General features: G+C 73.1%; 26 protein-coding genes. 17 read left to right on the forward strand and 9 right to left on the reverse strand.

The window, feature by feature from the left end:
• Positions 1-17 precede the first annotated feature (17 nt).
• The 8 genes from M2302_RS21980 to M2302_RS22015 all read left to right on the forward strand — a co-directional run bounded on the left by M2302_RS21980 (position 18) and on the right by M2302_RS22015 (position 9102).
• The gene (locus M2302_RS21980) at positions 18-359 is read left to right on the forward strand and encodes a hypothetical protein (protein WP_280839738.1); all 342 of its coding nucleotides are present in this window, start codon (positions 18-20) and stop codon (positions 357-359) included.
• A gap of 277 nt (positions 360-636) precedes the next feature.
• A complete protein-coding gene (locus M2302_RS21985; RefSeq protein ID WP_210775121.1) occupies positions 637-1704 on the forward strand; it encodes a BMP family ABC transporter substrate-binding protein in 1068 nt (355 codons plus the stop codon).
• 258 nt (positions 1705-1962) lie between these two features.
• Positions 1963-3477, forward strand: a complete 1515-nt coding sequence (locus tag M2302_RS21990) for an ABC transporter ATP-binding protein (RefSeq protein ID WP_348529441.1) — start codon at positions 1963-1965, stop codon at positions 3475-3477.
• On the forward strand, positions 3474-4805 hold the full coding sequence (locus tag M2302_RS21995) for an ABC transporter permease (protein WP_280839739.1): 1332 nt from the start codon (positions 3474-3476) through the stop codon (positions 4803-4805). Before M2302_RS21990 ends, M2302_RS21995 begins: the two co-directional genes overlap by 4 nt.
• A gap of 3 nt (positions 4806-4808) precedes the next feature.
• Complete coding sequence (locus M2302_RS22000) at positions 4809-6089, forward strand: ABC transporter permease (protein ID WP_280839740.1); 1281 nt, start codon at positions 4809-4811, stop codon at positions 6087-6089.
• A gap of 151 nt (positions 6090-6240) precedes the next feature.
• Positions 6241-6951 (forward strand): cytidine deaminase, encoded by a 711-nt coding sequence (locus M2302_RS22005; RefSeq protein ID WP_238450002.1) that lies wholly within the window; start codon positions 6241-6243, stop codon positions 6949-6951.
• A 55-nt stretch (positions 6952-7006) separates the two neighbouring features.
• On the forward strand, positions 7007-8287 hold the full coding sequence (locus tag M2302_RS22010) for a thymidine phosphorylase (RefSeq protein WP_280839741.1): 1281 nt from the start codon (positions 7007-7009) through the stop codon (positions 8285-8287).
• Between the two features lie 134 nt (positions 8288-8421).
• Positions 8422-9102 carry a DUF4272 domain-containing protein gene (locus M2302_RS22015; protein ID WP_280839742.1) on the forward strand — a complete coding sequence of 227 codons (681 nt, stop codon included), beginning with the start codon at positions 8422-8424 and terminating at the stop codon, positions 9100-9102.
• A 7-nt stretch (positions 9103-9109) separates the two neighbouring features.
• Here the strand turns inward: M2302_RS22015 and M2302_RS22020 are convergent, their stop codons facing one another.
• The gene (locus tag M2302_RS22020; RefSeq protein ID WP_280839787.1) at positions 9110-9994 is read right to left on the reverse strand and encodes a putative RNA methyltransferase; all 885 of its coding nucleotides are present in this window, start codon (positions 9992-9994) and stop codon (positions 9110-9112) included.
• 48 nt (positions 9995-10042) lie between these two features.
• Positions 10043-10546, reverse strand: coding sequence for a MarR family transcriptional regulator (locus M2302_RS22025; protein WP_280839743.1), 504 nt, complete (start codon positions 10544-10546; stop codon positions 10043-10045).
• Between the two features lie 57 nt (positions 10547-10603).
• Here M2302_RS22025 and M2302_RS22030 point away from each other — a divergent pair, with 57 nt between their 5' ends.
• From M2302_RS22030 to M2302_RS22040, 3 genes are read left to right on the forward strand one after another with little or no spacing between them, the layout of a single operon-like run.
• Positions 10604-11230, forward strand: a complete 627-nt coding sequence (locus M2302_RS22030; RefSeq protein WP_280839744.1) for a hypothetical protein — start codon at positions 10604-10606, stop codon at positions 11228-11230.
• Positions 11218-11787 carry an NAD(P)H-dependent oxidoreductase gene (locus M2302_RS22035; RefSeq protein WP_280839745.1) on the forward strand — a complete coding sequence of 190 codons (570 nt, stop codon included), beginning with the start codon at positions 11218-11220 and terminating at the stop codon, positions 11785-11787. Before M2302_RS22030 ends, M2302_RS22035 begins: the two co-directional genes overlap by 13 nt.
• The gene (locus M2302_RS22040) at positions 11784-12197 is read left to right on the forward strand and encodes a PPOX class F420-dependent oxidoreductase (RefSeq protein ID WP_280839746.1); all 414 of its coding nucleotides are present in this window, start codon (positions 11784-11786) and stop codon (positions 12195-12197) included. The genes M2302_RS22035 and M2302_RS22040 overlap by 4 nt, the downstream gene beginning before the upstream one ends.
• A gap of 55 nt (positions 12198-12252) precedes the next feature.
• On the opposite strand, the gene M2302_RS22045 is transcribed toward M2302_RS22040, so the two are convergent.
• Positions 12253-12903, reverse strand: a complete 651-nt coding sequence (locus tag M2302_RS22045; RefSeq protein ID WP_280839747.1) for a hypothetical protein — start codon at positions 12901-12903, stop codon at positions 12253-12255.
• A complete protein-coding gene (locus M2302_RS22050; RefSeq protein WP_280839748.1) occupies positions 12836-13468 on the reverse strand; it encodes an RNA polymerase sigma factor in 633 nt (210 codons plus the stop codon). The genes M2302_RS22045 and M2302_RS22050 overlap by 68 nt, the downstream gene beginning before the upstream one ends.
• Before the next feature lie 112 nt (positions 13469-13580).
• On the opposite strand from M2302_RS22050, the gene M2302_RS22055 reads away from it, so the two are divergent.
• Positions 13581-14657, forward strand: a complete 1077-nt coding sequence (locus M2302_RS22055) for an adenosine deaminase (RefSeq protein ID WP_280839749.1) — start codon at positions 13581-13583, stop codon at positions 14655-14657.
• On the opposite strand, the gene M2302_RS22060 is transcribed toward M2302_RS22055, so the two are convergent.
• Positions 14658-15176 (reverse strand): ATP-binding protein, encoded by a 519-nt coding sequence (locus tag M2302_RS22060; protein ID WP_280839750.1) that lies wholly within the window; start codon positions 15174-15176, stop codon positions 14658-14660.
• Positions 15177-15453: 277 nt separating this feature from the next.
• Between M2302_RS22060 and M2302_RS22065 the strand changes: the two genes are divergently transcribed.
• The 4 genes from M2302_RS22065 to M2302_RS22080 all read left to right on the forward strand — a co-directional run bounded on the left by M2302_RS22065 (position 15454) and on the right by M2302_RS22080 (position 20601).
• Positions 15454-19125 (forward strand): sensor histidine kinase, encoded by a 3672-nt coding sequence (locus M2302_RS22065; RefSeq protein WP_280839751.1) that lies wholly within the window; start codon positions 15454-15456, stop codon positions 19123-19125.
• Complete coding sequence (locus M2302_RS22070) at positions 19122-19526, forward strand: roadblock/LC7 domain-containing protein (RefSeq protein ID WP_089011242.1); 405 nt, start codon at positions 19122-19124, stop codon at positions 19524-19526. Before M2302_RS22065 ends, M2302_RS22070 begins: the two co-directional genes overlap by 4 nt.
• 102 nt (positions 19527-19628) lie before the next feature.
• On the forward strand, positions 19629-20006 hold the full coding sequence (locus tag M2302_RS22075) for a DUF742 domain-containing protein (protein ID WP_088964879.1): 378 nt from the start codon (positions 19629-19631) through the stop codon (positions 20004-20006).
• Position 20007: 1 nt separating this feature from the next.
• Complete coding sequence (locus tag M2302_RS22080; protein WP_088964027.1) at positions 20008-20601, forward strand: ATP/GTP-binding protein; 594 nt, start codon at positions 20008-20010, stop codon at positions 20599-20601.
• A gap of 236 nt (positions 20602-20837) precedes the next feature.
• Here M2302_RS22080 and M2302_RS22085 read toward each other — a convergent pair whose 3' ends face one another.
• From M2302_RS22085 to M2302_RS22095, 3 genes are all read right to left on the reverse strand, one after another.
• Positions 20838-21239 carry a hypothetical protein gene (locus M2302_RS22085; RefSeq protein ID WP_280839752.1) on the reverse strand — a complete coding sequence of 134 codons (402 nt, stop codon included), beginning with the start codon at positions 21237-21239 and terminating at the stop codon, positions 20838-20840.
• Between the two features lie 182 nt (positions 21240-21421).
• Entirely contained in the window at positions 21422-24007 is a 2586-nt protein-coding gene (locus M2302_RS22090; protein ID WP_280839753.1) for a transposase, read from the reverse strand.
• Between the two features lie 41 nt (positions 24008-24048).
• Positions 24049-24999: a DNA primase gene (locus M2302_RS22095; protein ID WP_280839754.1), complete on the reverse strand. Its 951-nt coding sequence runs from the start codon at positions 24997-24999 to the stop codon at positions 24049-24051.
• A gap of 118 nt (positions 25000-25117) precedes the next feature.
• Between M2302_RS22095 and M2302_RS22100 the strand changes: the two genes are divergently transcribed.
• The gene (locus M2302_RS22100; protein WP_280839755.1) at positions 25118-25459 is read left to right on the forward strand and encodes a helix-turn-helix transcriptional regulator; all 342 of its coding nucleotides are present in this window, start codon (positions 25118-25120) and stop codon (positions 25457-25459) included.
• 252 nt (positions 25460-25711) lie between these two features.
• Here M2302_RS22100 and M2302_RS22105 read toward each other — a convergent pair whose 3' ends face one another.
• On the reverse strand, positions 25712-26383 hold the full coding sequence (locus M2302_RS22105; RefSeq protein WP_280839756.1) for a permease prefix domain 1-containing protein: 672 nt from the start codon (positions 26381-26383) through the stop codon (positions 25712-25714).
• Positions 26384-26385 lie beyond the last annotated feature (2 nt).

The following is a 26385-nucleotide window of genomic DNA, read 5'->3' on the forward strand; positions in this document are numbered from 1 at the left end:
GGGGGAGGATGGCCGGCGTGGAAGCTCTTCGGCTGGTACTTCTCTACGTCCATCTGATCGGGTTCGCGCTGCTGCTCGGCGGCGCGATCGCCCAGTACGTCAGCGGCCGGCTGCGGATCAACGCGGCCATGCTCTGGGGCTCGGTGATCGGTCTGCTCACCGGCATCGGCCTCGCCGCCCCGCTGCGTGAGGGCGACGAGCCGGCACCCGCGAAGCTTGTTACCAAGTTGGTGCTGGCTCTGCTGATCTTCGTCATGGTCTTCTTCTCCCGGAAGCGGGATCAGGTCAACCGCGGGCACTTCCTCGCTATCGGCGGGTTGACGCTGCTCAACGCCGCTGTCGCGGTGTTCTGGAGGTAGCCGTCCGGACCCGCTCGTGGGCCCGGGGAAAGGGACTTTCGGGACAGCGGGCCGGTCACGTACCAGCACTCTGAGTGATCTGCCCCACGCCAGGGTTACGCCGGGATAACAGGCGTTCAACAGTCGTGCACGATTGGCGGCCGGTGGGTGGGCGCGGGCGTACGCTCCCGTCCGTAACGTGGGATGCCGGCAGCGCAGCGCTGGTCGGTTCAAGGGCTGCCACCGCACGAGGCGCGGTGTGCAATGGGAAGGAGACGTCTTGCGCTCTGTGCGTGGGATGCGGATCGCCTCCGCGATCGTGGCGGGTGGGCTCGTGCTGGCCGCCGCCGCGTGTGGTGAGGCCCCCGAGGACGACAACAACGCCGGCAACGGCGCCAAGAAGTACAGCGCTTGCATGGTGACCGACGTCGGTGGCATCGACGACAAGTCGTTCAACACCTCCGCCTGGAAGGGTCTCCAGGAGGCCAAGAAGGCGAACGACAACATCGACATCAAGTACGTCGCGTCGAAGGCCGAGGCGGACTACGAGGTCAACCTGACCGGGTACGTCAACCAGAAGTGCGACTTCATCCTGGCCGTCGGTGGCCTGATGTCGGACGCCACCAAGAAGGCCGCCACCTCGAACCCGAACCAGCAGTTCGGCATCGTGGACGCGAACCCGGGCGTGGACAACATCTACCCGATGCAGTTCGACACCGCCCAGGCCGCCTTCCAGGCCGGTTACCTGGCCGCCGGGATGAGCAAGGCCGGCAAGGTCGGCACCTACGGTGGTCTGCCGATCCCGCCGGTGACCATCTTCATGGACGGCTTCGCCGACGGCGTGGCGCACTACAACAAGGCCAAGGGCAAGAACGTCCAGGTGCTGGGCTGGGACAAGGCGACCCAGAAGGGTCTCTTCACCAACGACTTCGTCAAGCAGGACGAGGGCAAGAAGGTCTCCGACGCGCTGGTCGCCCAGGGCGCGGACATCATCATGCCGGTCGCCGGCGGCGCCGGTCTCGGCACCACCGCCGCGGCCCAGGCCTCGGGCGGCAAGTACTCGGTCATCTGGGTGGACGTCGACGGCTGCGAGAGCACCCCGAACTGCCCGGCGCTGGTGACCACCGTCGTCAAGAACATCCCGGACGCCGTCAAGGAGGCCGTGCTCAAGGCCGCCGGTGGCGAGAAGCTCCAGTCCAAGCCGGGCTTCGTCGGCAACCTGGCCAACAACGGCGTCTCGATCGCCCCGTACCACGACTTCGAGAGCAAGGTCCCGGCCGAGCTCAAGGCCGAGGTCGACAAGATCAAGGCGGACATCGCCGCCGGCACCATCACGGTCACCTCGAAGGCCCAGCCGACCAAGTGACCGCCTCCCCGGCCGCCGCGATGGGATCATCGGCAGCGGAGGCCGGCGGGCACCAGGCATGACGATCGGCCGCCCCGGCGTACGTGGGACACCCCGCGTGCGCCGGGGCGGCCGATCCGCTCCACCCGCGCGGCCGGCCCCGTCGGCCGGCCGACCGGCAGCTAGGCTGCACCATCGCTCGCACTCCAGGAGGTTGCGCTGAGACTCGAACTGCGCGGCATCACCAAGCGGTTCGGTGATCTGGTCGCCAACGACCACATCGACCTGACGGTGGAGCCTGGAGAGATCCACGCCCTGCTCGGCGAGAACGGCGCCGGCAAGTCGACCCTGATGAACGTGCTCTACGGGCTCTACCAGCCCGACGAGGGCGAGATCCTGGTCGACGGCCAGCCGCTGAAGCTGAAGGGCCCCTCCGACGCGATCGCGGCCGGGATCGGCATGGTGCACCAGCACTTCATGCTGGTGCCGGTCTTCACGGTCGCCGAGAACATCATGCTCGGCGCCGAGCAGGTCAGGGGCGGCATCGCCGGCTTCCTGGACCGCCGGCGGGCCCGCCGCGAGGTGGCCGAGGTCTCCGAGCGGTACAACCTGCGGGTCGACCCGGACGCGGTGATCGAGGACCTGCCGGTCGGCATCCAGCAGCGGGTCGAGATCGTCAAGGCGCTCACCCGCGACGTCGACCTGCTCATCCTGGACGAGCCGACGGCGGTGCTCACCCCGCAGGAGACCGAGGAACTGCTCACGGTCATGCGGTCGCTGAAGGCCGCCGGCAAGTCGATCGTCTTCATCACCCACAAGCTCGGCGAGGTCAAGGCCATCGCCGACCGGATCACCGTGATCCGGCGCGGGAAGACCGTCGGCACGGCCTCCCCGGAGGCGAGCCGGGACGAGCTGGCCGCGCTGATGGTGGGGCGCAGCGTCCGGCTCACCGTGGACAAGCAGCCGGCCACCCCCGGCAAGCCGATGCTCCAGGTCTCCGGCCTGGTGGTCGACGACGACCGGCGGATCCGCGCGGTCGACGGCGTCGACCTGACCGTGCACGCCGGCGAGGTGCTCGGCGTCGCGGGCGTGCAGGGCAACGGCCAGACCGAGCTGATCGAGGCGATCATGGGCCTGCGCCCGGCGCTCGCCGGCACGGTCACCCTCGACGGCGAGCCGATGCACGGCTGGTCCACCAAGAAGGTGCTGCGCGCCGGCGTCGGCTACGTCCCCGAGGACCGCAGCGTCGACGGCCTGGTCAAGGAGTTCTCCGTCGCGGAGAACCTGGTCCTGGACATCTACGACCGGCCGCCCTTCGGCAAGGGCCTGGCCCTCAAGCCGGACGCCATCGCGAAGTCGGCCAAGGAGCGGATCGCGCAGTTCGACGTCCGTACCTCCTCGGCCGACGCCTCGGTGGGCACCCTCTCCGGCGGCAACCAGCAGAAGGTGATCGTGGCCCGGGAGCTGTCCCGGCCGCTGAAGCTCTTCATCGCCGCCCAGCCGACCCGGGGCGTGGACGTCGGCTCGATCGAGTTCATCCACAGCCAGGTGATCCGCGAGCGGGACGTGGGCACCGCCGTCATGGTGGTCTCCAGCGAGCTGGACGAGGTGATCGGCCTGGCCGACCGGATCGCGGTGATGTACCGCGGCCGGATCATCGGCATCGTCAGCCCGGACACCCCGCGCGAGGAGATCGGCCTGCTGATGGCCGGCATCACCCCGGACGCCGTCGGCGAGCCCGGCGGTGCCGTGGCCCCCGCCCCCGAAGGCCCTGGTAACGAGGACGAGGCATGACTGACCCAAACCCGGTGTCGGGCTCCCCGGACAAGGAGCCGGCGACCGAGGCGCAGGCGGCGCAGGACGAGGCCGGCAACACCGACCGCGGCGCGACCATGACCGCCCCGAAGCAGCCCACGGAGCAGCCCCGGCCCACCCTGGGCCGGCTCTTCCTGGACAACCTCTGGGCCGCCAATACCTTCACCGTGACGGTGCTCGCCCTGGTGCTGGCGATGCTGTTCGGGGCGGTCCTGATCATCGTGTCCGACCCGGAGGTGCTGGCCACCTACAGCTACATCACGGCCCGGCCCGGCGACGCGATCAGCTCCAGCTGGACGGTGGTCAGCGAGGCGTACGCGAACCTGTTCAAGGGCGCCGTCTTCGACCCCGAGGCGTCCGGCTTCCAGGCGGTGCTGAGCCCGATCTCCGAGACGCTCACCTACACCGCGCCGCTGGTCTTCACCGGTCTGTCGGTCGCGCTCGCCTTCCGGGGCGGCCTGTTCAACATCGGCGCCCAGGGCCAGGCGACCATGGGTGTCATCCTCGCCGCGGTGGCCGGGTTCGCCCTGCCGCTGCCGCCGGTGGTGCACCTGCTCGTCGCGTTGATCGCCGGCGCCGTGGGCGGTGCGGTCTGGGGCTTCATCCCCGGCATCCTCAAGGCCCGGACCGGCGCGCACGAGGTGATCAATACGATCATGCTCAACTACGTCGCGGTCTACTTCCTCTCCTGGGTCATCATCCAGAACGGGGTGCAGAACCCGGACCGCTCGGACGCGATCAGCAAGCCGGTCGACTCCTCGGCCCAGCTGCCCCGACTGCTCGGCGACGACCTGCGGGTGCACACCGGCATCCTGCTCGCGGTGCTGGTCACCTGGTTCGTCGCCTGGCTGCTCAACCGCTCCACGCTCGGCTTCGAGCTGCGCGCCGTCGGCGCCAACCCGGACGCCGCCCGCACCGCCGGCATCAGCGTCACCCGTACGTACGTCCTGATCATGGTGATCTCCGGCCTGCTCGCCGGCCTCGGCGGCAGCCAGATGGTGCTCGGCTCGACGGCGAACGCGCTGACCCCGCTGGTGATCGCGCAGATCGGCTTCGACGGCATCCTGGTGGCCCTGCTCGGCCGGGTGAAGCCGTGGGGCGTGCTGCTGGCGGCGCTGCTCTTCGGCGCGCTCCAGGCCGGCGGCAACCGGATGCAGTCGTACTCGGGGATCTCGCTGGAGCTGGTCACCGTGCTCCAGGCGCTGATCGTCATCTTCATCGCCGCACCGGCCCTGGTGAAGGCGATCTTCCAGCTCCGGGCCGCCCGCGCCGCCCGGTTGCAGACGAGCCTGGCGAAGGGCTGGTAAGGCATGTCCACCATGGCTGTCCCCGACGTCGCCGTCGCCACGGTCGACGAGGGGTTCTGGACCCGCAACCGCAAGATCGGCGCGGTCCTGCTGGCGCTGGGCCTGCTCGCCGCCGCGCTCTTCGGGGCGCTCGCCACCGACCGGCAGGCGCGCTTCACCCTCAGCGAGACCGAGGGTGGCGCGGCACTGGAGATCAACGGCACGGTCGGCGCGATCCTCTTCGGGATCATCGCCGCCGTGGCCGGCGCCGCCCTGCTGGCCGGGATCCCGAAGCGTTGGTTCACCCTGGCGCTCGGCGTCGGGCTGGTCGCCTTCGTGCTGAGCTTCCTCTGCTGGCAGGTGTCGGCCGCCCCCGAGGGCCGCAACTTCATGCCGCTGGTCAACATCGTCCGGGGCACCTTCATCCTGGCCCTGCCGCTGATCTTCGGCGCGCTGGCCGGCGTGCTCTGCGAGCGCTCCGGCGTGGTCAACGTGGCGATCGAGGGACAGCTGCTCATGGGCGCCTTCAGCGGCGCACTCTTCGGCAGCATGTTCAACAGCGTCTGGGTCGGCCTGGTCGCGGCGGCGATCGGCGGCGCGTTCATCTCGCTGCTGCTGGCGGTCTTCGCGATCCGCTACCTGGTCGACCAGGTGGTCATGGGTGTCGTGCTGAACCTGCTGGCGGTCGGCATCACCGGCTTCCTCTACGAGCGGCTGATGCAGACCAACGCGCAGAAGTACAACAGCGCTCCCCGCTTCACCAACTGGGAGATCCCGCTGCTCAAGGACATCCCGCTGATCGGGCCGGCGCTGTTCCGCGGCAACATCTTCCTCTACCTGGGCCTGCTGCTGGTGCTGGTCATCCACATCGCGCTGTTCCGCACGCGGTGGGGCCTGCGGACCCGCTCGGTGGGCGAGCACCCGACCGCGGCGGACACCCTCGGCGTCAAGGTGCTGGGGCTGCGCTACCGCAACGTGCTGCTGGCGGGCGTGGTCGCCGGCATCGGCGGCGCCTCCTACACGCTGGCGCTCTACAGCTTCACCAAGAACATGATCGGCGGTAAGGGCTTCATCGCCCTGGCCGCGCTGATCTTCGGCCGGTGGAGCCCGACCGGGGCCCTGCTCGCGGCGCTCTTCTTCGGCTTCGCCGACCAGCTCGCCACCTACCTGGGCGCGATCGGCAGCAGCATCCCGAGCCAGTTCCTGGCGATGCTGCCGTACCTGGCGACGATTCTGGCGGTGGCCGGGCTGGTCGGCCGGGTGCGCGCTCCCGCAGCGGACGGCAAGCCGTACATCAAGGGCTGAGCCTTCGGCAGAAGCCAGATCCGTGCCCGGTGGGGGATGCCCCCGCCGGGCACGGTCGTCTCCGGGCCGGGGCGGGTGCGGGCGGGTGTCGGCGGCCACCAGGAGTACCCCTTCCCGCGCCCGACCGGGGTGACTTGGGCAGAATGGTGGGATGACCGAGATCGACTGGGAGCGACTGCGGGCCGCCGCCACCGAGGTGATGCGGCACGCGTACGTGCCGTACTCGAAGTTCCCGGTCGGGGCGGCCGCCCTGGTCGACGACGGCCGGGTGGTGACCGGCTGCAACGTGGAGAACGCCGCGTACGGCGTCACGCTCTGCGCCGAGTGCGGGGTGGTCTCCGCCCTGCACGCCAGCGGCGGTGGCCGGCTCGTCGCGATGTCCTGCGTCGACGCCACCGGCGAGCCGCTGATGCCGTGCGGGCGCTGCCGGCAGCTGCTCTGGGAGAACGGCGGGCCGGAGTGCCTGGTCGAGTCCAAGGGCCGGCCGCTGCGCATGGCGGAGCTGCTGCCGCACGCCTTCGACGTGGCCGACATCGAGGCGGTGACCGGGGAGCAGCCGGTTCCGGTGGTGCCGGAGCGGCTGGCCGCCTGGCGGGGGCGGGGCACCGTCTTCGTGCACCCCGACATGTCCGCCGGGCAGCAGGTCTGGACGGCGTACTGGGAGCGGTCGGCGGGGGACGCCGAGGGCGCCGAGACCGGGGTGCTGGAGGAGGCCCCGAGCTGGGACGAGCCCGCCGAGGCGATCACCTGGGGGCACGCCCGGACGCCCCGGGTGGTGGTGGTCGACGCGAGCGGCACCATCTTCTGGGCCGGCGAGGGCGAACCGCCGATGGAGATCCCCACCCGCTGGCCCGCGGGCTGAACCCCTGCGCGGCGTACCGCCGATCAGCAGAACCAACAAGCAGAGGAACTCGACGATGAGTACGTTCACGGCGGTCGACGTCATCCGTACCAAGCGGGACGGGGGAGTGCTGAGCGACGCCCAGATCGACTGGGTGGTCGACGCGTACACCCGGGGGCTGGTCGCGGACGAGCAGATGGCGGCGCTGGCCATGGCGATCCTGCTGCGCGGGATGACCCCGCCGGAGATCGCCCGGTGGACCGCCGCGATGATCGCCAGCGGCGAGCGGCTGGACCTCTCGCCGGTCTCCCGGCCGACCGTGGACAAGCACTCCACCGGCGGCGTCGGTGACAAGATCACTTTGCCGCTCACCCCGCTGGTCGCGGCCTGCGGCGGCGCGGTGCCGCAGCTGTCCGGGCGCGGCCTGGGGCACACCGGCGGCACGCTGGACAAGCTGGAGTCGATCCCCGGCTGGCGGGCGGGGCTGAGCAACGACGAGTTCATCTCCCAGCTGCGCGAGGTCGGCGCGGTGATCTGCGCGGCCGGCGAGGGGCTGGCCCCGGCCGACCGCAAGCTGTACGCGCTGCGCGATGTCACCGGCACCGTCGAGGCGATCCCGCTGATCGCCAGTTCGATCATGAGCAAGAAGATCGCTGAGGGAACCGGTGCGCTGGTGCTCGACGTCAAGGTCGGTTCCGGCGCGTTCATGAAGTCCGTCGACGACGCGCGGGAACTGGCCCGGACGATGGTCGAGCTGGGCGGCGCGCACGGCGTGCGGACGGTCGCCCTGCTCACCGACATGTCCACCCCGCTCGGCCTGACCGTCGGCAACGCGGTCGAGGTGACCGAGTCGGTGGAGGTGCTGGCCGGGGGCGGCCCGGCCGACGTGGTGGAGCTGACCCTGGCGCTGGCCCGGGAGATGCTGGACGCGGCCGGCCTGCCGGACGCCGACCCGGCCGCCGCGCTGCGCGACGGGCGGGCGATGGACGCCTGGCGCAGGATGATCCGCGCCCAGGGCGGCGACCCGGACGCGCCGATGCCGACCGCCAACGAGGTCGAGGTGGTCCGCGCCCAGGCCGACGGCTTCGTCGACTCCGTCGACGCGTACGCGATCGGGGTGGCCGCGTGGCGGCTCGGCGCCGGGCGTGCCCGCAAGGAGGACCCGGTCAGCGCCGCCGCGGGCGTGGTGCTGCACAAGCGGCCCGGCGACCCGGTCCGGGCCGGCGACCCGCTCTACGAGCTCCGCGCCGACCAGGCCACCCGGATCTCGGCGGCGCGGGCCGAGGTCGAGCTGGCGGTCCACCTGGCGCCCACCGCGCCGACCCCGTCGTCGCTGGTCATCGAGCGGATCGGCTGAACGGCCGACCGCCCGCGACCGGTCGGCCGGTGGGGGAACCTCGGCATGGTGCCGACCCGTCACGGGCGCTATTCTCCCAGCCCAGGGGGAGAGGCCGGCGGTGACGCCGGCGCGAGCAGACAGGGACTTCGACCGTGTTGGTACCCGCCCCCGATCCCCGGGAAGTCCGTGAGGCGAGCCTGGACGAGCTGTCCCGGCTGCGCCTGCCGTTGCCGCCCCCCCAGTTTCCGCTGGTGTGGGAGCCGGGCGACGAGATCGAGTTGCGTCCCACCGGGGAGATCGAGGCGCGGATCGCGGTCCTGCACCTGATCCTGGCCCGCTGCTTCGGGATGCCGCCGCAGGCGGCGATGAGCTGGCTGCTCGACTCGCACCTGGTCGAGATGGTCACGCCGCCGGAGTGGCAGTTCGTGATGGGCGGCAAGGGCGACCACCGCTCGTTCGTGCTGCACCATGACGCGCTCTTCTCGCTGGCCTGGGTGCTCGGCCTGAGCAAGCAGCTCGACCCGACCATCCCGGTCGACGAGCGGTTGGTGGAGCGGATGCCGCACCTCGCCGGCGGGGAGACGTTCAGCCAGTGGCGGGCCCGGATCCTGGCCGCGCCGCAGCACCCGGCCGACGCCGCCGCCCTGCTCGATCTGCACTACTGCCTGGACTGGGCGTACCTGGAGGCGGAGAAGCGCGGTCAGCCGCTGCCGGGGCTGGTCGACGCCAACGCGATCGGCCAGCGGCGCTGGGCGCTGGAGTGGGCGGTGATGCTGCGCGGGCCGTACCACGACGAGCCGCCGGGCTGGGAAGAGGTCGACCTCTCCACCTGAGCCGGGGTCAGCGCGGGCGCCAGACGGTGAGCCGGACGGCGGCGGTGACCGCGACCGGCTCGGGCAGCGCGGCGATCCGGGTGGCGAGCCGCTGCGGGTCGGTGTGCCAGGCGCTGGGACCCATCCCGACCAGGGTCGCCACCTCGGCCCGGCTCAGCCGTAGCCGGGCGGTGTGCGCGGCGCCGCGCTTTTCGGTGAAGTGACCGGCCAGGCTGTCGGCGACCCGGTCCGCCTTGGCCGGGTCCACCCGCAGCAGGTCGAGCGCGTCGACCAGCTCGGCGAGGTGCGCGTCGGTCGGGGTGACCACCAGCAGCGCCCCGGCCGGGTCGAGGACCCGGTGGAACTCCGCGCCGTTGCGCGGGGCGAAGACGTTCAGCAGCACGGCGGTCGAGGCGTCGGCGAGCGGCAGCCGCTGCCAGGTGTCGGCCAGCGCCGCCGCGGCCCTCGGGTGGGCCCGCGCTGCGCGGCGCAGCGCCGGCTTGGCGACGTCCAGGGCCAGGCCCACCGCGTCGGGCAGCGCCGCCAGCACCGCGGCGAGGTGCCGGCCGGTCCCCGCCCCGGCGTCCACCACCAGCGGGTACGCCCCGACGCCCGGCTCGCCGTCCGACCGCCGGCCGGCGCCTGTCGGGCCGACGACCCGGGTGGCCGTCTCGGCCAGCGCGGCGGAGATGACGTCGTAGTGCCCGGCGGCCAGGAAGTCCGTCCGGGCGGCGACCATGTCGGCGGTGTCGCCGACGTGCGGGGCGCGGCCGGTGAGCAGGTTGACGTACCCCTGCCGGGCGACGTCGAAGCTGTGCCGGCGCGGGCAGCGCAGCGCGCGGGTGTCGGGGGCCGTGGCCAGTGGTTCGGCGCAGACCGGGCAGCGCAGCCGGGCCAGCACGGCCGGGGGCATCCCGGCCCTGGGCTGCTCGGGCGGGTGCGGCGCGGTCACCCGGTGAGCCTACGTGAGCGGCTCGGCGCCCCGGCCGGACGCGCGCCCGGCGTCGCCGGTCCCGGCCAGCCGGTCGACGACCCGGTGGGTGAGCCGGTCGAGCGCGGCCAGCTCGTCCGGCTCCAGCAGGTCGATCAGGTGCCGGCGGACGGCGGCGACGTGGCCGGGGGCGGCGGCCTCGATCGCCCGTCGGCCCTCGGCGGTGAGCACCACCACCGAGCCACGGCCGTCCGTGGCGCACTCCTCGCGAATGACCAGCCCGCGCTGCTGCATCCGGCTCAGGTGGTGGGAGAGGCGGCTGCGCGACCAGAGCATCCGGTCGGCCAGCTCGCCCAACCGCAGCCGCCCGTCCGGCGCCTCGGAGAGGTCCGAGAGCACGTCGTAGTCGGGCTCGGAGAGCCCGGCGTCGCGCATCAGGTCGCGGGCCAGCTCGAGGTCGAGCAGCCGACGCATCCGGCGGTAGCCGCGCCAGGCGCGGTCCTCCCGGTCGTCCAGCCAGCGGGGTGCATCCATGGCGGTCAGCCTAGCCGATTGTTGACATGTCACCCAACTCATCGCTAGGTTGATGACATGTCAACGAATTTGCCGGCGCGGTTCGCCCTGCTGCTGTCCGGCCTGGTTCTCTTCGGCGTCAGCGTGGCGATGCTGGTCCGCGCCGACCTCGGCCTGGCCTCCTGGGACGTGCTGCACCAGGGGCTGGCCGAGTGGACCGGGTTGCCGCTCGGCCTGGTGGTGAACGCCGTGGCGGTGGCCGTGCTGCTGCTCTGGATTCCGCTGCGGCAACGCCCCGGTGTCGGCACCGTCGGCAACGCGGTCGTGGTCGGCCTGGCCGTCGACGCCGCCCTCGCCGTGCTGCCGCAGGTCGGCTCGCTGACCCTGCGGATCGCGCTGCTCGTCGCCGGGATCGTGCTCAACGGGGTGGCCACCGCGCTCTACCTGGGCGCCCGCCTCGGGCCCGGCCCACGGGACGGCCTGATGACCGGTCTCGCCGCCCGGGGCCTGCCGATCCGTCGGGTGCGCACCCTGATCGAGCTCGCGGTGCTCGCCGTCGGCTGGCTCCTCGGTGGCGCGGTCGGCCCCGGAACCCTGCTCTACGCGGTCGGCATCGGGCCGATCGTCCACCACCTCATCCCGAGATTCGCCCTCCCGGCCCCGGCCGGATCGCCCGACAGGAGTGACTCCCCATGCCCCGCCTGAACGTCATCGTCGCGAGCACCCGACCCGGCCGGGTCGGCCGCCGAATCGGCGACTGGTTCGTCACGGCCGCCGTCCGACACGGCGCCTTCGACGACGTACGTCTGGTCGACCTCGCCGAGGTCGGGCTGCCGTTCCACGACGAGCCGCACCACCCCTCCGAGGGGCGCTACGTGCACCCGCACACCCGGGAGTGGAGCAGTCTCACCGCCGCGGCCGACGCCTTCGTCTTCGTCATGCCGGAGTACAACTACGGCTTCAACGCCCCGCTGAAGAACGCGATCGACTTCCTCTACCACGAGTGGCGGTACAAGCCGGTCGGCTTCGTCAGCTACGGCATGACCTCCGGTGGCCTGCGCGCGGTGCAGATGATCAAGCAGGTGGTGACCACACTGAACATGATGCCGGTCAACGACTCGGTGCCGATCTTCCTGCGCCGCGCGCTCGACGAGGACGGTCGGCTCGTCCCGGACCCGGACCGGGAGGCCGCAGCCGAGTTGATGCTGGACGAGGTGGCCCGGCTGGCCGCCGCCCTCGCCCCGGTGCGGGTGACGGCGTGACCGCCCGGCTGTGGGAGCTCTTCGGTGCGCGGGGTCGCGGCGTCCTGGTGACGCTGCGCCGCGACGGCCGGCCCCAGCTGTCCAACCTCGACTACCTCGCCGAGCCGGGCCTGATCCGCTGCTCGACCGTCGGCGACCGGGCCAAGGCGCGCAACCTGCGCCGCGACCCCCGGGCCAGCTTCCACGTCACCACCCCCGACGGCGGCGCGTACGCCGTCGCCGAGGGGATCGTCACTCTCACCCCGTCCGCCGCGACCGAGGACGACGCCACCGTCGAGGAGTTGGTGGAGGTCTACCGCCGGATCCGGGGCGAGCACCCCGACTGGGCGGAGTACCGGGCGGCGATGGTCGCCGACGGTCGCCTGGTGATCCGACTAGCCGTCGAGCGGGTCTACGGCTGGCGACCCTGAGCCGGCCCACGATCGCGCCCCGGGTCGCGTCCCTGGACCCGGTCGACCGGCTCGGTCAGCGGGGGCCGCTCCCGCTCGGGGCCGGCTCGTCGAACGACCGGTGCGCTCCGGCGACCACGCAGCCCGGCCCGGGCAGCCGGTAGAACCCCCAACCCGAGAGGTAGCTGCCGTTCGCCTCCTGCTGGCGCAGATGCACCGCGAGCATCAGCCCCGCCGGGATCCGGTCCGGATGGATCACCAGCAGCCCAGTCTCCGGCTTGGGGAGGGTGACGGCGGCGTCCGGCCCGAGCCCGACGGCAATATCCGGTCGTACCTCGGCGCCCCGGTCCCCGGGCGGGCAGGCGGCCTCCGGTCGGGTCTTGACCAGCGTCGCCCGGACCCCGGTCCGGCGCAGCTCCTCGTTGATCCGGGCCGGGTCGGCGGCGTCGGCCACGGTCACCGTGACGGTGCCGTCGGAGGCCGACGCGCTCGTCGACGGCGTCGTCGCCGTCCCCGCGGGTGCCTGCGGGCGGCCGGCGACCACCGCCGCCGTGCCGGCCGCGGCCAGCGTCGCGAGCCCGACGGTGACGACGGCTAGTCGCCGCCGCGCGGCGGTCACCGGTCGCCGCCGCGCCGGGGCGATCTCGCGGAGCAGCGCGTCACGGCGTACGCGGGCCCGCTCGGCGGGCAGGTGCGGCAGGTCCGGGCGGAGTGGACTGTGATCCATCGGGGCGGTCCTCCATCGCGAGATCGGCGAGCACGCCGGTGCGCAGCTGACGGTGTGCCCGGGCCAGGCGGGACTTGACGGTGCCCAGCGGGATGCCGAGCGTGAGCGCGGCCTCGGCCTGGGTCTGTCCGAGCCAGACGCAGGCCTCCACCACCTCCCGGTCCCGGCGGGCGAGCCCGGCGAGGTGGCGGTGTACGGCGACGACCCGCCGCTCGGCGTCCACCCGCTCGACGACCGCGTCGGCGTGGTCGGCGGCGGGTTCGGGCGGCGGCACCCGGTCCAGCGCGGCCCGGTGCCGCCGCAGCGACCGGTGGTGGTTGCGGCTGACGCCCAGGGCGATGCCGTAGAGCCAGGGCAGGACGCTCGCGCCGTACGGCACCATCGCCCGTCTTCGCCGCCAGGCCTCCAGGAACACCACCGAGACCAGGTCCTCCGCGGCCGACCACGCCCCCGTACGCCGCAGGCAGTAGCCGAACACCGCGTCCGCGTGCCGCTCGAAGAGCGTGCCGAAGGCCGTGGTGTCACCGTCGAGGCTCCGGGCCCAGAGCTCTCGGTCGTCAGTCATATCGCGCCCTCCCTGCCCCTGTCATGTCCGTACGGGTTGGTGCGGTTCACGGCGACGCGCCGGCCCGGCGGTCCCGTCCCTCGGCCGGTCGGGGGCTGACTAGGGTCTGAGCATGGTCGCAATCCGATACGAGGACATCGTCAAGGTCCCCAAGGCGCTGCTGCACGATCATCTCGATGGCGGCCTGCGGCCGGCGACGGTCGTCGAACTCGCCGCCGAGGTCGGTCACGAGCTGCCCACCGCCGACCCGGAGGCGCTCGGCCGCTGGTTCGTGGAGGCGGCGAACTCGGGTTCGCTGGAGCGCTACCTGGAGACCTTCGCGCACACCGTCGCCGTCATGCAGACCGCGCCGGCGCTGCGCCGGGTGGCCCGGGAGTGCGCGCTCGACCTGGCCGCCGACGGGGTGGTCTACGCCGAGGTGCGGTTCGCCCCGGAGCAGCACCTGGAGCAGCACCTCACCCTGGACGAGGTGGTCGAGGCGGTGGTGGCCGGCTTCGTCGAGGGCAGCGAGCAGGCCGCCGCGGCCGGCACGCCCATCCGGATCGGCACCCTGCTGACCGCGATGCGGCACGCCGCGCGCTCGCAGGAGATCGCCGAGCTGGCGGTGCGGCACCGGGACACCGGGGTGGTCGGCTTCGACATCGCCGGCGCCGAGGCGGGCTTCCCACCCACCCGACACCTGGACGCCTTCGAGTACCTGCAGCGGGAGAACTTCCACTTCACCATCCACGCCGGCGAGGCGTTCGGGCTGCCCTCGATCTGGCAGGCCATCCAGTGGTGCGGCGCGGACCGGCTCGGGCACGGGGTACGGATCGTCGACGACATCACCCCCGGGCCGCCGCCGGTGCTCGGCCGGCTGGCCGCGTACGTGCGGGACAAGCGCATCCCGCTGGAGCTGTGCCCGTCGTCGAACGTGCAGACGGGTGCCGCCGCGTCGATCGCCGACCACCCGATCGGGCTGCTGCGCGACCTGCGGTTCCGGGTCACGGTCAACACCGACAACCGGCTGATGAGCGGCACCTCGATGTCCCGGGAGATGGCGCTGCTGGTGGACGCCTTCGGCTACGGCTGGAAGGAGCTCCAGTGGTTCACCATCAACGCCATGAAGAGCGCCTTCATCCCGTTCGACGAGCGGCTGCGGATCATCGACGAGGTGATCAAGCCGGCGTACGGGAAGCTGCTGGCCTGATCAGTGGTGCGGGTGGCTGGCGATCAGGCCGGCCACCCGCCGCAGCACGTCGCGGGCGCGGGCGGCCTCGGCGCCCAGCCCGGTCTGCCGGCGCAGCACCGCCGGCTCGGCGCGCAGCAGCGCCACCCCGCGCCGCAGCAGGACCTTCGGCGCCTTGCGCTGCTCGGCGAGGTCGCGGGTCAGCCGGCGGACGAAGGTCGTGCCGCGCGGGCGCCGCAGCGCGTACGCCCCGGCCAGCAGCCCCCGGCGGCGGCACTCCTCGACGATCTCGGCGGCGAAGATCCCTTCGGCGACGAAAAGTGGCGATCCGGCCACCTCGAATGGCCGGGTGGCCACCCGTCGGTCGGCACCGATCGCATAAACCGGCACTTCGGCCTTGCCCTCCTGGGCCAGTCGGGCAATTGTGTCCACGGCCGTCCCGGCATCCCACGAGTCGGGCGAGTCCCAGTCCACCTGTCCGTTCTGGCGCGGCAACGTAGGGTCATCGCCGTCCTTGTAGAAGTCGTCCAGGCAGAGCACCGGAAGTCCGGTTCGATGGGCTATATACGACTTTCCGGAGCCGGAGGGGCCAGCGAGCAGGACAACGCGGTGACGGTATTCCATTACGTTCGGTAACTCCGGCCAGACGGATTGCTATCAAATTGCATCAACATCTCATCACACCTTCGGCGACCGCCAACCTGGGCTTTCTCTTTCAGGGGCGGCGTGATGGAATCTCGGGGGTCCGACCCGCCGGGTCGGTCGCTGGGCGTTGCCCGGGGCAACGCGGGGACGCTGCAATCGCGAGGGCGGTGACGTGAGCAAACGGCCGAAGACGGCGGGCTCCTTCCTGTCGCGGCTACGCCGGCCGGCTGGCCGGCTCCGCGACATGCCGATCTGGTCCAAGCTCGGTCTCATCATGATCGTGCCGACCATCGCCACGGTCGTCGTGGGCACCAGTGGTCTGGTGGACCACCTGCAGACGCTCAACAATGCCAACCGGGCGGGCGAACTGGCCAACCTGGTCGGGTACTCGGGTGACCTGGTCAACAGCCTCCAGGACGAGCGCACCGCCGCCGTCCTGCTGCTGGGCGCGCCCAAGGGCCAGCCCCGGGACCAGTACCAGGAGGCGTACAACCGGGTCAACCAGCGGGTCGAACAGGTTAAGGCGCCGTACTCGCAGCAACGGCTGGAGATCGATGATCTCCCGGCCAGCCTCGAGACGCTGCTGGACCGGATCGACCAGAATCTGAGCGACCTGCCCGGCACCCGGAGCCAGGTCTACAACGGCAAGCTCAGCCTCAGCAACGCGATCGGGTCGTACCAGGGCCTGATCGACCAGCTGATCAGCGTCCGCGACTCGACCACCCAGCTCGCTGGCGACAACGACCTGAGCGACCGGATGCGGGCCGCCGCGGCCGTCGCGCGGGAAAAGGAGTTCCTGTCGCTGCGCCGGGTGGCGGTGCACCGGGTGCTCCTGCAGAAGGCGTACATCGCTCCGCTGCGCGACGACTTCATTCGCAGCCAGCAGGGCGGGGAACTGGCGACACAGACGTTCCAGTCGGTCGCCAACCAGTTCGAGCGCGAGCTGTACCAGCAGACCGTCGCCGGCTCCGACCTGCGTCAGGCGCAGGCCTACAGCGGCTTCATCAAGTCTCGCGACAGCGAGAGCATCGCCGGGGTCGAGTTCGGCACGGACCAGTGGGACGCGGCCATGGTCGCCAACGCCGCGCTGATCCGTGCCGTCGAGGTCAAGCTCGACGGCAGGGTGGTCCGGCAGGCTGACGAACTCCGCTCCGACGTGCAGCGCCAGGTCTTCCTGGAGACCGGCCTGCTGCTGAGCATGCTGCTGCTGGCGATCCTCTTCGCGTACCTGGTCGCCCGGTCGATGGCCCGCTCCCTGCGCGACCTGCGCCAGGGCGCCCTGTCCATCGCCCAGTACGGCCTGCCGCAGGCGGTGGCCCGGCTGCGCGACCCGCAGGTCAGCGGCCAGCTCTCCCCGACACAACTGGCCAACCAGATCGCCGAGCCGCTGCCGGTGCGCAGCAAGGACGAGTTCGGCCAGGTGACCGAGGCGTTCAACGCGGTCCACCTGGAGGCGGTCCGCACCGCCGCCGAGCAGGCCGCGCTGCGCTCCTCCGTCGCGACGATGTTCGTCAACCTCGCCCGCCGTTCGCAGATCCTGGTCGACCGGCTGATCGGTCACCTCGACCGGCTGGAGCGCGGCGAGGAGGACCCGGACCGCCTGGCCGAGCTGTTCCAGCTCGACCACCTGGCTACCCGGATGCGCCGCAACGACGAGAACCTGCTGGTCCTCGCCGGTGCCGACTCCACCCGGGTGCAGCGTGAGCCGGCCGCCCTGATCGACGTGCTGCGCGCCGCGCAGTCCGAGGTCGAGCACTACACCCGGATCGAGTTCGGGATCATCGACCGGGACATCGAGGTCGCCGCGCACGCGGTGAACGACATGGTGCACCTCGTCGCCGAGCTGTTCGACAACGCGACCGCGTTCTCGCCGCCGGACTCGCAGGTCATGGTCGAGGCGCGCCGCATCGGCGACCGGGCCACCCTCTACGTCGAGGACCACGGTATCGGCATCAGCGCGGAGCAGCTGGGCGACCTCAACGAGCGGCTCGCCACGCCGCCCCAGGTCGACGTCGCCGTCTCCCGGATGATGGGCCTGGTCGTGGTCGCCCGGCTGGCCTCGCGGCACGGCGTCAAGGTCGAGCTGCGTCCCGGCTCCGACCGGGGCACGGTGGCCGAGGTCACCATGCCCACCTCCGTGCTGGTTCCCCGGGCGCTCACCGGTCGCGGCCAGCCCGTCCCGGCGCTGCCCGCGGCCACGCCCGGCCCGCAGCAGTTCGGTGCGGCCCCGACCTTCGGCGCGGCCCCGGCCTTCGGCGCGCTGCCCGCGCTGGGCAACGGCCCGACGCCGACCCCGCGTACCGGCGAGTCCGGCAACCAGGTCACCCTCGGCGGGCGGTCGTTCGACCCGGCCCCGCAGCACGGCTCGCCGGCCAACGCTGGCGGGGGGCGCTCCATGCCGGCCTGGTCGGACCTGACCGGCGCCAGCGCGCTCAACGGCAACGACGGCTTCGCGCCCCGCTCCTCCAACGGCCAGCAGATCGACCCGCTGCCGCAGCGGCGGTCCGGCGACACCGACCCGGTCACCGGCCAGCAGCCGGCGATCCCGCGGCAGTTGCCGAGCAGCCCGGAGGCCCGCCCCTACAGCGCGCCGCCGGTCCCGCCGGTGTCCGCGCCGCCGCTTCCGCCGGTCTCCGGCGCCCCGGTCTCGGGTTACCCGGTCTCGGCCTCGCCGTACTCGGGCCCGCCGGTGTCGGCCTCGCCGTACTCGGCTCCGCCGGCCTCGCCGTACTCCGCTCCGCCGGCCTCGCCGTACTCCGCTCCGCCGGCCTCGCCGTACTCCGCACCGCCGGCCTCGCCGTACTCGGGGCACCCGGTCTCCGCCCAGCCGTACTCGGGTCAGCCCGTGTCGGCCGCCCCGGTCTCCGCCCAGCCGGCGTCCGCGCCGCCCCGGCAGAGCCCGCCGAGCCCGGCCGCCCCGCCGGCCTGGCCGCCGGTGCCGAACCAGGAGCAGGCCGCCCCGCCGGTGCCCGAGCGGCTCGCCGCCGCGCTGGACATGACCACGGAGCTGCCCCGGGTGGCGCGCCCCGAGCCGACCCAGCAGACCGCTCAGCCGTCCGCGCCGGCCACCCCGCCGGCCATGCGGCAGCCCGCCGCGCCGCAGGTCCGCGCGGCGCAGCCGGCCCCGGTGAACCGGCCGCCGACTCCGCAGGAGACGGCGAACCGGCAGCGGTACGCGGATGAGACGATGGAGCTGCCGATCTTCCGGGAGCTCGAGTCGGCCTGGTTCCGTACCTCCCGCAAGCCGGGTCCGGAGGAGGCGGCCGCTGCCGCCGCGGCCGCCAAGCCGGCGGCCAATGGCACCGCGACCCAGCAGATGCCCGCCGTCGACGCCCCCGGTCGCTCCGTCCCGAACACCGCACCACGGACGACAGGTAACGCACCGATGGCAAACACTCCGATGGCCGGAGGGACGCCGCGCGACAACGGCTCGGCGACCAACGGCGGCGGCCGCCCCGGTCAGGCCGAGGGTCTGCCCACCCGCCGGCCCACCGCCCCGCAGTCGGCCGGCTGGCAGACCGCGGCCGACGACGGCTGGCGTGCCGCCGTGGCGGCCTCCGAGGTGCCGGTGGCGGCCACCACCGAGACCGGTCTGCCGAAGCGGACGCCGATGGCCCAGCTCGTCCCGGGCGCGGTGGAGAAGCCGACCATCTCGGCGCAGCGGCGTACGCCCGAGGCGGTGCGCGGTCTGCTGTCGGCCTACCACCGCGGCGTGCAGCGCGGGCGCAGCAACCCCTCGGACAGCAACCCCACCAGCTCGGAGGCGACTCCGGGAGGGCAGCAATCCTCGCAGTCTGGCTCCGGCCCGGCGGCCGGTAGCGGGCAGAAGGAGCAAGAAGGATGACAACTACGCAGGATCTCGGTTGGCTCCTCGCCAACTTCGCCGACCGGGTGCCCGGTGTCGCGCACGCGGTCGCCGTCTCCGCGGACGGCCTGCTCCTCGCGTCGTCACGGGACCTGCCGCGCGACCGGGCCGACCAGTTGGCCGCCATCTCCTCCGGTCTGGTCAGCCTCACCCAGGGCGCGGCCCGCTGCTTCGAGGGCGGCGCGGTGTTGCAGACCGTCGTCGAGATGGACAACGGCTTCCTGTTCCTGATGTCCATCTCCGACGGTTCCTCCTTCGCGGTGCTGGCCGCCCGCAGCTGTGACGTGGGCCAGGTCGGCTACGAGATGGCCCTGCTGGTCGACCGGGTGGGCGACGCGCTGACCCCGCAGCCCCGCACGGCCGTCGGGATGATGGGCTGACCGAGCTGACCACCGGGTCGGCACGGCAGCAACGACACGACAACAACGACGGGTTCCACCGGGCGAGAGCCGGTGCCGGGTACGAAGGAGGTGAGCGGCGACATGGCCGATCGTGACGAGCCAACCGGAGCGTTGGTCCGTCCATACGCCGTGACCCGTGGTCGTACCCGTCCCCGGCTCGACATCGCCATGGAGGCGCTCGTCGAGACGACGGTGCGCGGTCGCGCCGCTGCCAGTGGCAACGGCGGCCAGGGCCGCGAACACCAGTACATCGCCGCGCTGTGTGACGGACGCGTGCAGTCGTTGGCCGAGATCGCGGCGCGAATGCAGCTTCCGTTGGGTGTGGCCCGGGTGCTCATCGCCGACATGGCGACGGATGGCCTGGTCGCGGTCCACGAGCCGACCATCCTGGACGACTCCGACGACGCGGTGGGCACTGAACTGCTGGAGAGGGTGCTGAGTGGACTTCGCAGGCTCTGACATGTCGCACCGGCCGCCGGCCCCGAGCGGGCGCGTGACGTCGGCGAAGATCGTTATCGCCGGTGGATTCGGCGTCGGCAAGACGACCTTGGTCGGCTCGGTCTCGGAGATCACGCCGTTGACCACCGAGGCCATCATGACCAGCGCGGGCGTGGGCGTCGACGACACCCGGCAGGTGCCGGGCAAGACGACGACCACGGTGGCGATGGACTTCGGCCGGATCTCGATCGACCGGGACCTGATCCTGTACCTGTTCGGTACGCCGGGCCAGACGCGGTTCTGGTTCATGTGGGACGAGCTGGTACGCGGCGCGATCGGCGCCGTCGTCCTGGTCGACACCCGCCGGCTGGCCGACTGCTTCGCGGCGATCGACTTCTTCGAGCACCGGCGGCTGCCGTACCTGGTGGCCATCAACTGCTTCGACGGGATGCAGTACCACGACCCGCAGGACGTCCGGGACGCGCTGGCGATCTCGACGGACGTGCCGGTGGTGGCCTGCGACGCCCGGAACCGGGAGTCGACCAAGCACGTGCTGATCTCGCTGGTCGAGTACGTGCTGACCATGCGCCGCTCGCGCGCGGTCGCCCCGGCCTGACCGGCCTCGACGCGCCCGGTGGCGGCTTCGGCCGACGCCGGGCGCGTCTGCGCGTCCCGGGCCGGCCGGAACTCGATGTGGCGGCGCTCCGCTGCCTGGCTGTCCCGGTCCTGAGTGGACGCACCGACAGCCGGGAGCACCGTAGCCCCGCGCGCGCCGCAGCCCCGCGCGCCGGCGGTGCCGGTGCCCGGGGCTGCGGATGGGAAGAGGGCCGGGAGAGAGGGCTTGGCCGAGGGTCAGGAGACCCGGGCCCAGCTGCCCCGGGTGAGCTGGTAGACGCCCAGCGAGTCGCGCTCCATCCCGCCGTGCCGGATCGGCGCGACGGCGTACCACCCGGCCATGCCCTCGGTCACCTGCGTCTGCAGGTACGCCCGCCGTCGTCCACGGTCGACGCTGCTGGCCAGCCGGGCCGCGTTGGCGACGAGCTGGAGGTCGTCGGAGGCGTACGGGGCGAAGCCGCTGAACCCGCCGTACGCGTGGATGTAGCGGAACACCAGCTCGCGTAGCGTGGTGCCGAGCAGGGCGTGCACCCGGTCCTTGCGGATCAGGTCGGTGGCCTGCTGCGCGGCCAGCCGCGGCTCGCTGCGGTTGTCCCGCACCAGCACCCGTACGCTTCGGCGCTGGTTGCCCGCCTGCACCCAGTCGACGTTCAGGTCCTCCAGCGTGATCCGCAGGGCACGCTCCTGAAGGACGCCGAGGGTGGCGCCCCGGCCGGTGAGCTCAAGGCTGACCCCGATCAGCAGCTCCGGCCGCCCCGACCCGGCGTCAAATTATCCGGATGTGGGCAGGAACAGGCAGGTGGAAGGCGCTTTACCCGGGTTCAGGAACGGTAACCGGCCGACCGGAACTCGTACTCGCGGTCGTCGTCGCGCTCGGCCGGGTCGCGGCTGAAGTCCCAGCCGCCGGCCGACTCACGACCCGGTCGCCCGCCGACCGCGAACCCGCCGATCTCCTGGCCGCGACGCCAGCCGCGGAAGTAGCCGGTGGTGTTCTCGGCGAGGCTCGCCGCGTCGCGGACGATCCGCAGCGGACGCTCCTCGCGCAGCGGCGAACCGGGCACCAGGTTGGCCTGCGGGACCCGCTTGGGCAGGCCGGCGGTGGTCTCCGCGCCGACCGCCGGGCGAGCCGCCTGCTCGGCGGCCTGCCAACCCGTGTCGGCGGTGGTCGACCAGTCCAGCTCGGACTCCTCCTCGCTGTGGCCGACGAACCAGGCGGACCTGGCCTGCGCGAAGATCAGCAGGTCGCCGTCGCCCTCGTCGGAGATCGGCGGGGGCCGGTGCTCCATCGGCGCGGGGCGGCGCTCCGCCGGCTCGGGCCGGCGCTCCGGGGCCGGCCGGTCCGCCCGGGAGGCACGCCCGGAACGGCTCGCCTCCTCGCGGTCGACCAGCCGCAGCGGGGGCGTCTCCAGGCGCGGGTCGCCGCCCGGGGCCGGACCGTCGCGCAGGGCTCGGTCCGCCAACGGCGGCGGCTCGACCAGCCGCAGCATCGGCGGCTCCGGCGGCAGGTCGTCGGCGAGCCACGGCGGGGTGACCCGACGCTCCGAGCCGGGGTCGGTCGGCGCGTCCACCTGCCGGCCCGCGCGCTCGCCGTACGACGGCACGACCGGGTTGTTGGCGGAGCTGTCGGCCGGGTCCTCCGGGTTGTTGACCAGCGGCCAGTTCGCCCGGGAACCGGGCGGAGCGGACTCCGCCTCGGGGCGCGGGGTCGGCACCGGAATGCTCAGGTCGGTGGCGCTGAAGCCGCCGGTGGGCGCCGACAACGCGCCGTTGGTCTTCGGGCGGGGCGGGATGACCGTGCGCTGCCGCTCGGCGCGGGCGCTGTTGATCGCCGCCGTGGTCAGGGTCGGCCGGAACGGCTCGCCCGCCTCGGCGGGGGGCACGTTGCCGCGCTGCGCCGGGGCGATCGGCGTGATGCCGGGCGGCGGCGGGGGCGGCGCGGAGACCGGACGGTTGGTCGGGGGGTCCCGACGCACCACCGGCATGGCGGGATCGGTGCCCCGACGCACGGCGGGCATGCCCGGGTCGGTGCCCCGGCGGACCAGCGGCATGCCCGGGTCGGTGCTGCGGCGCACGGCGGGCATGCTCGGGTCTGTGCCGCGGCGCACGGCGGGCATGCTCGGGTCGGTGCCCCGGCGGACCAGCGGCATGCCCGGGTCGGTGCTGCGGCGGACCGCGGGCATGCCCGGGTCGGTGCGCGACGGCGGCGCCGAGGTCGGGGTGGCCGCGGCGGCGGCGGGGGTGACCGGCGCGGGTGCGACCGGTGGCGGTGCGACCGGGGCCGGTGCGACCGGCGGCGGACCGAGCGGCCGGGGGGTGGTCGGCAGTGACCCGCCGGAGACCGGCTCGGGCCGGCTGCGCCGGCCGGTGGGGGTGGGACGTTCGGGCTCGGCCGGCCGGACGGTACGCAGCCCCGTCGTGCCGCCCCCGAGGGCGGACAGCTCGCCGACCGGCTCGCCGCGCCGGGCGGCGGCCCGCCGGCCGGGTGCCGGAACAGGCGTGGTGACGCGGGCGCTGAGCGCGCCCACCAGGGCCTCGCAACCGGCGTCGCAGGCCCGTACCGCGGCGACCGCCTGACGGACGGTCTCCGCGACGGCGGAGGTGAGCGCCCGGTTGACGGTGGCCCGGCGGGGGGTCTCGGAGATGGCCACCCGCAGGGCGGTGACCGCGGCGTCGATCTCGTCGGGATCGGCCACGCCGTCGGCGGCCAGGTGCGCGGCCACCGCCTCGGCGGCGACCGAGACGTCGCGGCCCTGGGCGGTCGTGCCGCCGAGCATGCCGGGCTCGGGGAGGGCGTCGAGCACCGCGAGCGACACCGGCTCGGCCGGGTCCGGGTACGCCCGGAGGGCGGCCGGGTAGAGCTCACGCAGCACCTCGCGCAGCGCCACGGCGGCCGAGTGGCGACCGGTTGACAGAGCGGCGTGCGCCGCCAGGACCTGCTTGAAGCCGGCCAGGTCCCGGGGTGCCGGCAGGGTGACCGCGGAGAGCGCCCCGGCCTGCAGGGCGCGGGCCAGACCCACCGCCCGCCGCTCGGCCGGCGGCGACTGCATCTCCTCCAGCGAGTCGTCGTCGGCGAAGCGCTCGGCGAAGTCGTCGACCGAGTCGTCGTCGGCGATCGCGAGTGGACGCCCGGCGGCGCTCAGCAGCGAGGTGATCGTGTGGTCGTCGCTGTCGGCCGCGATCGCCGCGCCACTCGGTCCGCCCGATCGCTCCACGAGCAGCGCGACCAGCTGGGCGTAGCCCGCCGGGTCGTCACCGATCTCGCAGACATGCAGCAGCCGGCCTGCGTCGTCGACCACAGCGGACGTCAGCGACGATCCGGCCGATGCCGGTCGGTCGGCCGGATCCGCCGAGGCCAGACCGCAGTACACGCGCACGAGCGCCACGGCGTCGTCCTCCTCCCGGGACACAGGTCTTTTCTCTGCCAGAGACTGATGCTCCCCGCTCGGGGTCAGTCGCGCCAGTCCACGACAGCAGAGATCTTGCCGACAATGGTGCGCCAACCCAAGCTTGCGGTTTGTGCCCCGATTTTCTTGAGCCGCCGCCGGCCGAGGAAACCACCGATTCCGCCGTTGACACATGCCCTCAGCGCCTCGTCCAGGTCGTCCAAGCTGGAGCCGGCGGAGAGCATGTCGAGCACCGCGGGTAGCCGCAGCGCGTACGACAGGTCACGGGCCACCTCACCGGCCTCGATCAGCAGCGTCGGGTCCCACGTGTCGTGCCCGCCGCGCAGGTTCTCCACTACCAGGTCCAGCTCGTACATGTCCTCGTCGAGCGGCGCGATGTCGGCCGGTTCCACCCGTTCGGACAGTTCATTCCAGCTGTCCAGTTGGGACATGTCGTTGGGCGCGCCGGAACGGATGAAACTGACCAGCGCCTCGGGGGTCTTGAACAGCAGCAGCCGCCCCTTGTGGGTGAGGAAGACCGGCACCTCCTCGTCGGCCGCCGCGTCCTGCTCGTCCTCCTCCTCCGCCTCGGACTCCTCGTCCTCGGCGTCGGCCTTGCGCTTGCGACCCGCGGGCCGGCCGGCCTCCTCGTCCTCCTCGGCGGAGAGCGCGGCGAACTCCTCGTCGAGGATCACCACCTCCTCGTCCTCGGCGTCCTCGGCCTCCACGACCTGGCGGCGGGCGAGGAACGGGTCGTCCTCGTCGCGCTCGGCGACGTCGGTCGGGGTCAGCTCCCGGGCCGGCCGGTACGCGCGCAGCGTGAAACCGGTGCCGGCGGGGAGGGCGATCTCCACCGGGTCGATCCGCAGCTCGTCCCAGAGGGAACGGTCGGCCGAGCCGCGCTCCACCTCGGGCTCGACCGGCCCGTCGGTGGCGTCGAGCTCGGGCTCGTCGGCGTCGGGCCGTTGGGGCGACTGGCGGGCCACACTGACCTCCGGGTGCGTCGGGTTGCCCACTCGCCGACACTTCCGGTCGGCTAGTGACTCTGGGCACATACCCTAGTGGTCAGCCCGGGGGGACCGGACCCCGCACCCCGCTGGCGATCCGCACGCCTGACAAGTAGCGTTACTACGTATGAGGGCTCAGGCGCTGCACGGACACCTCGACGCGCTGCTGCTCGCGGTGCTGGAGCAGGGCGCACTGCACGGCTACGCCATCATCGAGGCGCTGCGGGCCCGCAGCGACGGCAACCTCGATCTGCCCACCGGCACCATCTACCCGGCGCTGCGCCGGCTGGAGCGGGCCGGGCACGTGGCCAGCTCGTGGAGCACCGTCAGCGGCCGGGAGCGGCGCACGTACGAGCTGACCGACTCCGGCCGCCGGGCGCTGGCCGGCGAGCGGGCCGGCTGGCGCGAGTTCAGCGCGACGGTCGGCCGCTTCCTCGGCCCCGACACGTCCCCCACCGCCCCCGCCTGACCGCACCGCCCGGCTCGCCGACCCGCCGCCCACCCGCGCCGCTCCCGCAGCCTTCGTCCGTCATGATCGTCTGCAGTTCTCCGGCTCGACACGCCGGCTGGCCCGTCGGAAAACTGCAGACGATCATGGACCGGCTCCTCGATCGGCGCCCAGAAGGCGGCGAGGCTCACGCCGTGCCGGTTCGGTGCCGTGCCGGGCCAGGCGGCCGCAGCGTCGCGCCAGGCTGGGCAGGGCGCGCGTCGAGGCGGCGGGTCAGTGGGCGGCGCGCAGCCAGCAGCGGGCGGCCCGGGCGAGGGAGAAGTAGCCGGCGCCGACCAGCACCGCGCCGATGATCATCGGGGGCCAGCTCAGGGCGGCGTCCCAGAGCTGCACCGACCAGGCGAACAGGGCGACCCCGACGACCGCGCCGAGCGCCAGCGCGCCGGTCAGGCCCAGCCCCACCAGCCGGCCGGCCACCGGCACACCGGCCCGACCGCGCCGCGCCGCGCCCGCCCCGAGCACCAGCGCGGCCAGGGCGAAGCCGGCCACGCCCAGCCACACCCAGTTCACCGAGGCGGAGAGCAGTTGGTAGCCGGCGGGCGGTGGCGGGCCGCCGCTCCAGCTGGAACCCCGCCAGGTGAGGTCGCCGGCGACCAGCAGGACCAGGGCCACCGCGAACGCCCGTACCGACAGCCCCCGCAGCGCTGCCGCCGCGAGTTCCGCCTGGTAGGCCGGCGCCAGCTGGGCCGGCGCGCCGAACTCGGCCACCGCCCGTCGCTCCGCCTCCGCCGCCGACAGCCCACCCTCCCGGTACGCCTCGGCGGCGTCGTCCAGCGCGTCCCGCAGCTCGACCATCAGCTCCGCCTTGAGCCGGGCCGGCCCGCGCAGCCGGTCGTCCAGCTCGCGCAGCCGGTCCGCCACCCGTACGTCTTCGCAGCCCCGCATGG

It is taken from the genome of Micromonospora sp. A200 (assembly GCF_029893845.1).
GTDB lineage: Bacteria > Actinomycetota > Actinomycetes > Mycobacteriales > Micromonosporaceae > Micromonospora > Micromonospora purpureochromogenes.

Coding starts and splice junctions, on each gene's coding strand:
- M2302_RS22025 (WP_280839743.1), bottom strand. CDS start 10,546: ATGGATGCACCCCGCTGGCTGGACGACCGGGAGGACCGCGCCTGGCGC.
- M2302_RS22035 (WP_280839745.1), top strand. CDS start 11,218: ATGCCCCGCCTGAACGTCATCGTCGCGAGCACCCGACCCGGCCGGGTC.
- M2302_RS22030 (WP_280839744.1), top strand. CDS start 10,604: ATGTCAACGAATTTGCCGGCGCGGTTCGCCCTGCTGCTGTCCGGCCTG.
- M2302_RS22020 (WP_280839787.1), bottom strand. CDS start 9,994: ATGCCCCCGGCCGTGCTGGCCCGGCTGCGCTGCCCGGTCTGCGCCGAA.
- M2302_RS22055 (WP_280839749.1), top strand. CDS start 13,581: ATGGTCGCAATCCGATACGAGGACATCGTCAAGGTCCCCAAGGCGCTG.
- M2302_RS22045 (WP_280839747.1), bottom strand. CDS start 12,903: ATGGATCACAGTCCACTCCGCCCGGACCTGCCGCACCTGCCCGCCGAG.
- M2302_RS22080 (WP_088964027.1), top strand. CDS start 20,008: ATGTCGCACCGGCCGCCGGCCCCGAGCGGGCGCGTGACGTCGGCGAAG.
- M2302_RS22005 (WP_238450002.1), top strand. CDS start 6,241: ATGACCGAGATCGACTGGGAGCGACTGCGGGCCGCCGCCACCGAGGTG.
- M2302_RS22075 (WP_088964879.1), top strand. CDS start 19,629: ATGGCCGATCGTGACGAGCCAACCGGAGCGTTGGTCCGTCCATACGCC.
- M2302_RS22010 (WP_280839741.1), top strand. CDS start 7,007: ATGAGTACGTTCACGGCGGTCGACGTCATCCGTACCAAGCGGGACGGG.
- M2302_RS22070 (WP_089011242.1), top strand. CDS start 19,122: ATGACAACTACGCAGGATCTCGGTTGGCTCCTCGCCAACTTCGCCGAC.
- M2302_RS21985 (WP_210775121.1), top strand. CDS start 637: ATGCGGATCGCCTCCGCGATCGTGGCGGGTGGGCTCGTGCTGGCCGCC.
- M2302_RS22105 (WP_280839756.1), bottom strand. CDS start 26,383: ATGCGGGGCTGCGAAGACGTACGGGTGGCGGACCGGCTGCGCGAGCTG.
- M2302_RS22100 (WP_280839755.1), top strand. CDS start 25,118: ATGAGGGCTCAGGCGCTGCACGGACACCTCGACGCGCTGCTGCTCGCG.
- M2302_RS22050 (WP_280839748.1), bottom strand. CDS start 13,468: ATGACTGACGACCGAGAGCTCTGGGCCCGGAGCCTCGACGGTGACACC.
- M2302_RS21995 (WP_280839739.1), top strand. CDS start 3,474: ATGACTGACCCAAACCCGGTGTCGGGCTCCCCGGACAAGGAGCCGGCG.
- M2302_RS22000 (WP_280839740.1), top strand. CDS start 4,809: ATGTCCACCATGGCTGTCCCCGACGTCGCCGTCGCCACGGTCGACGAG.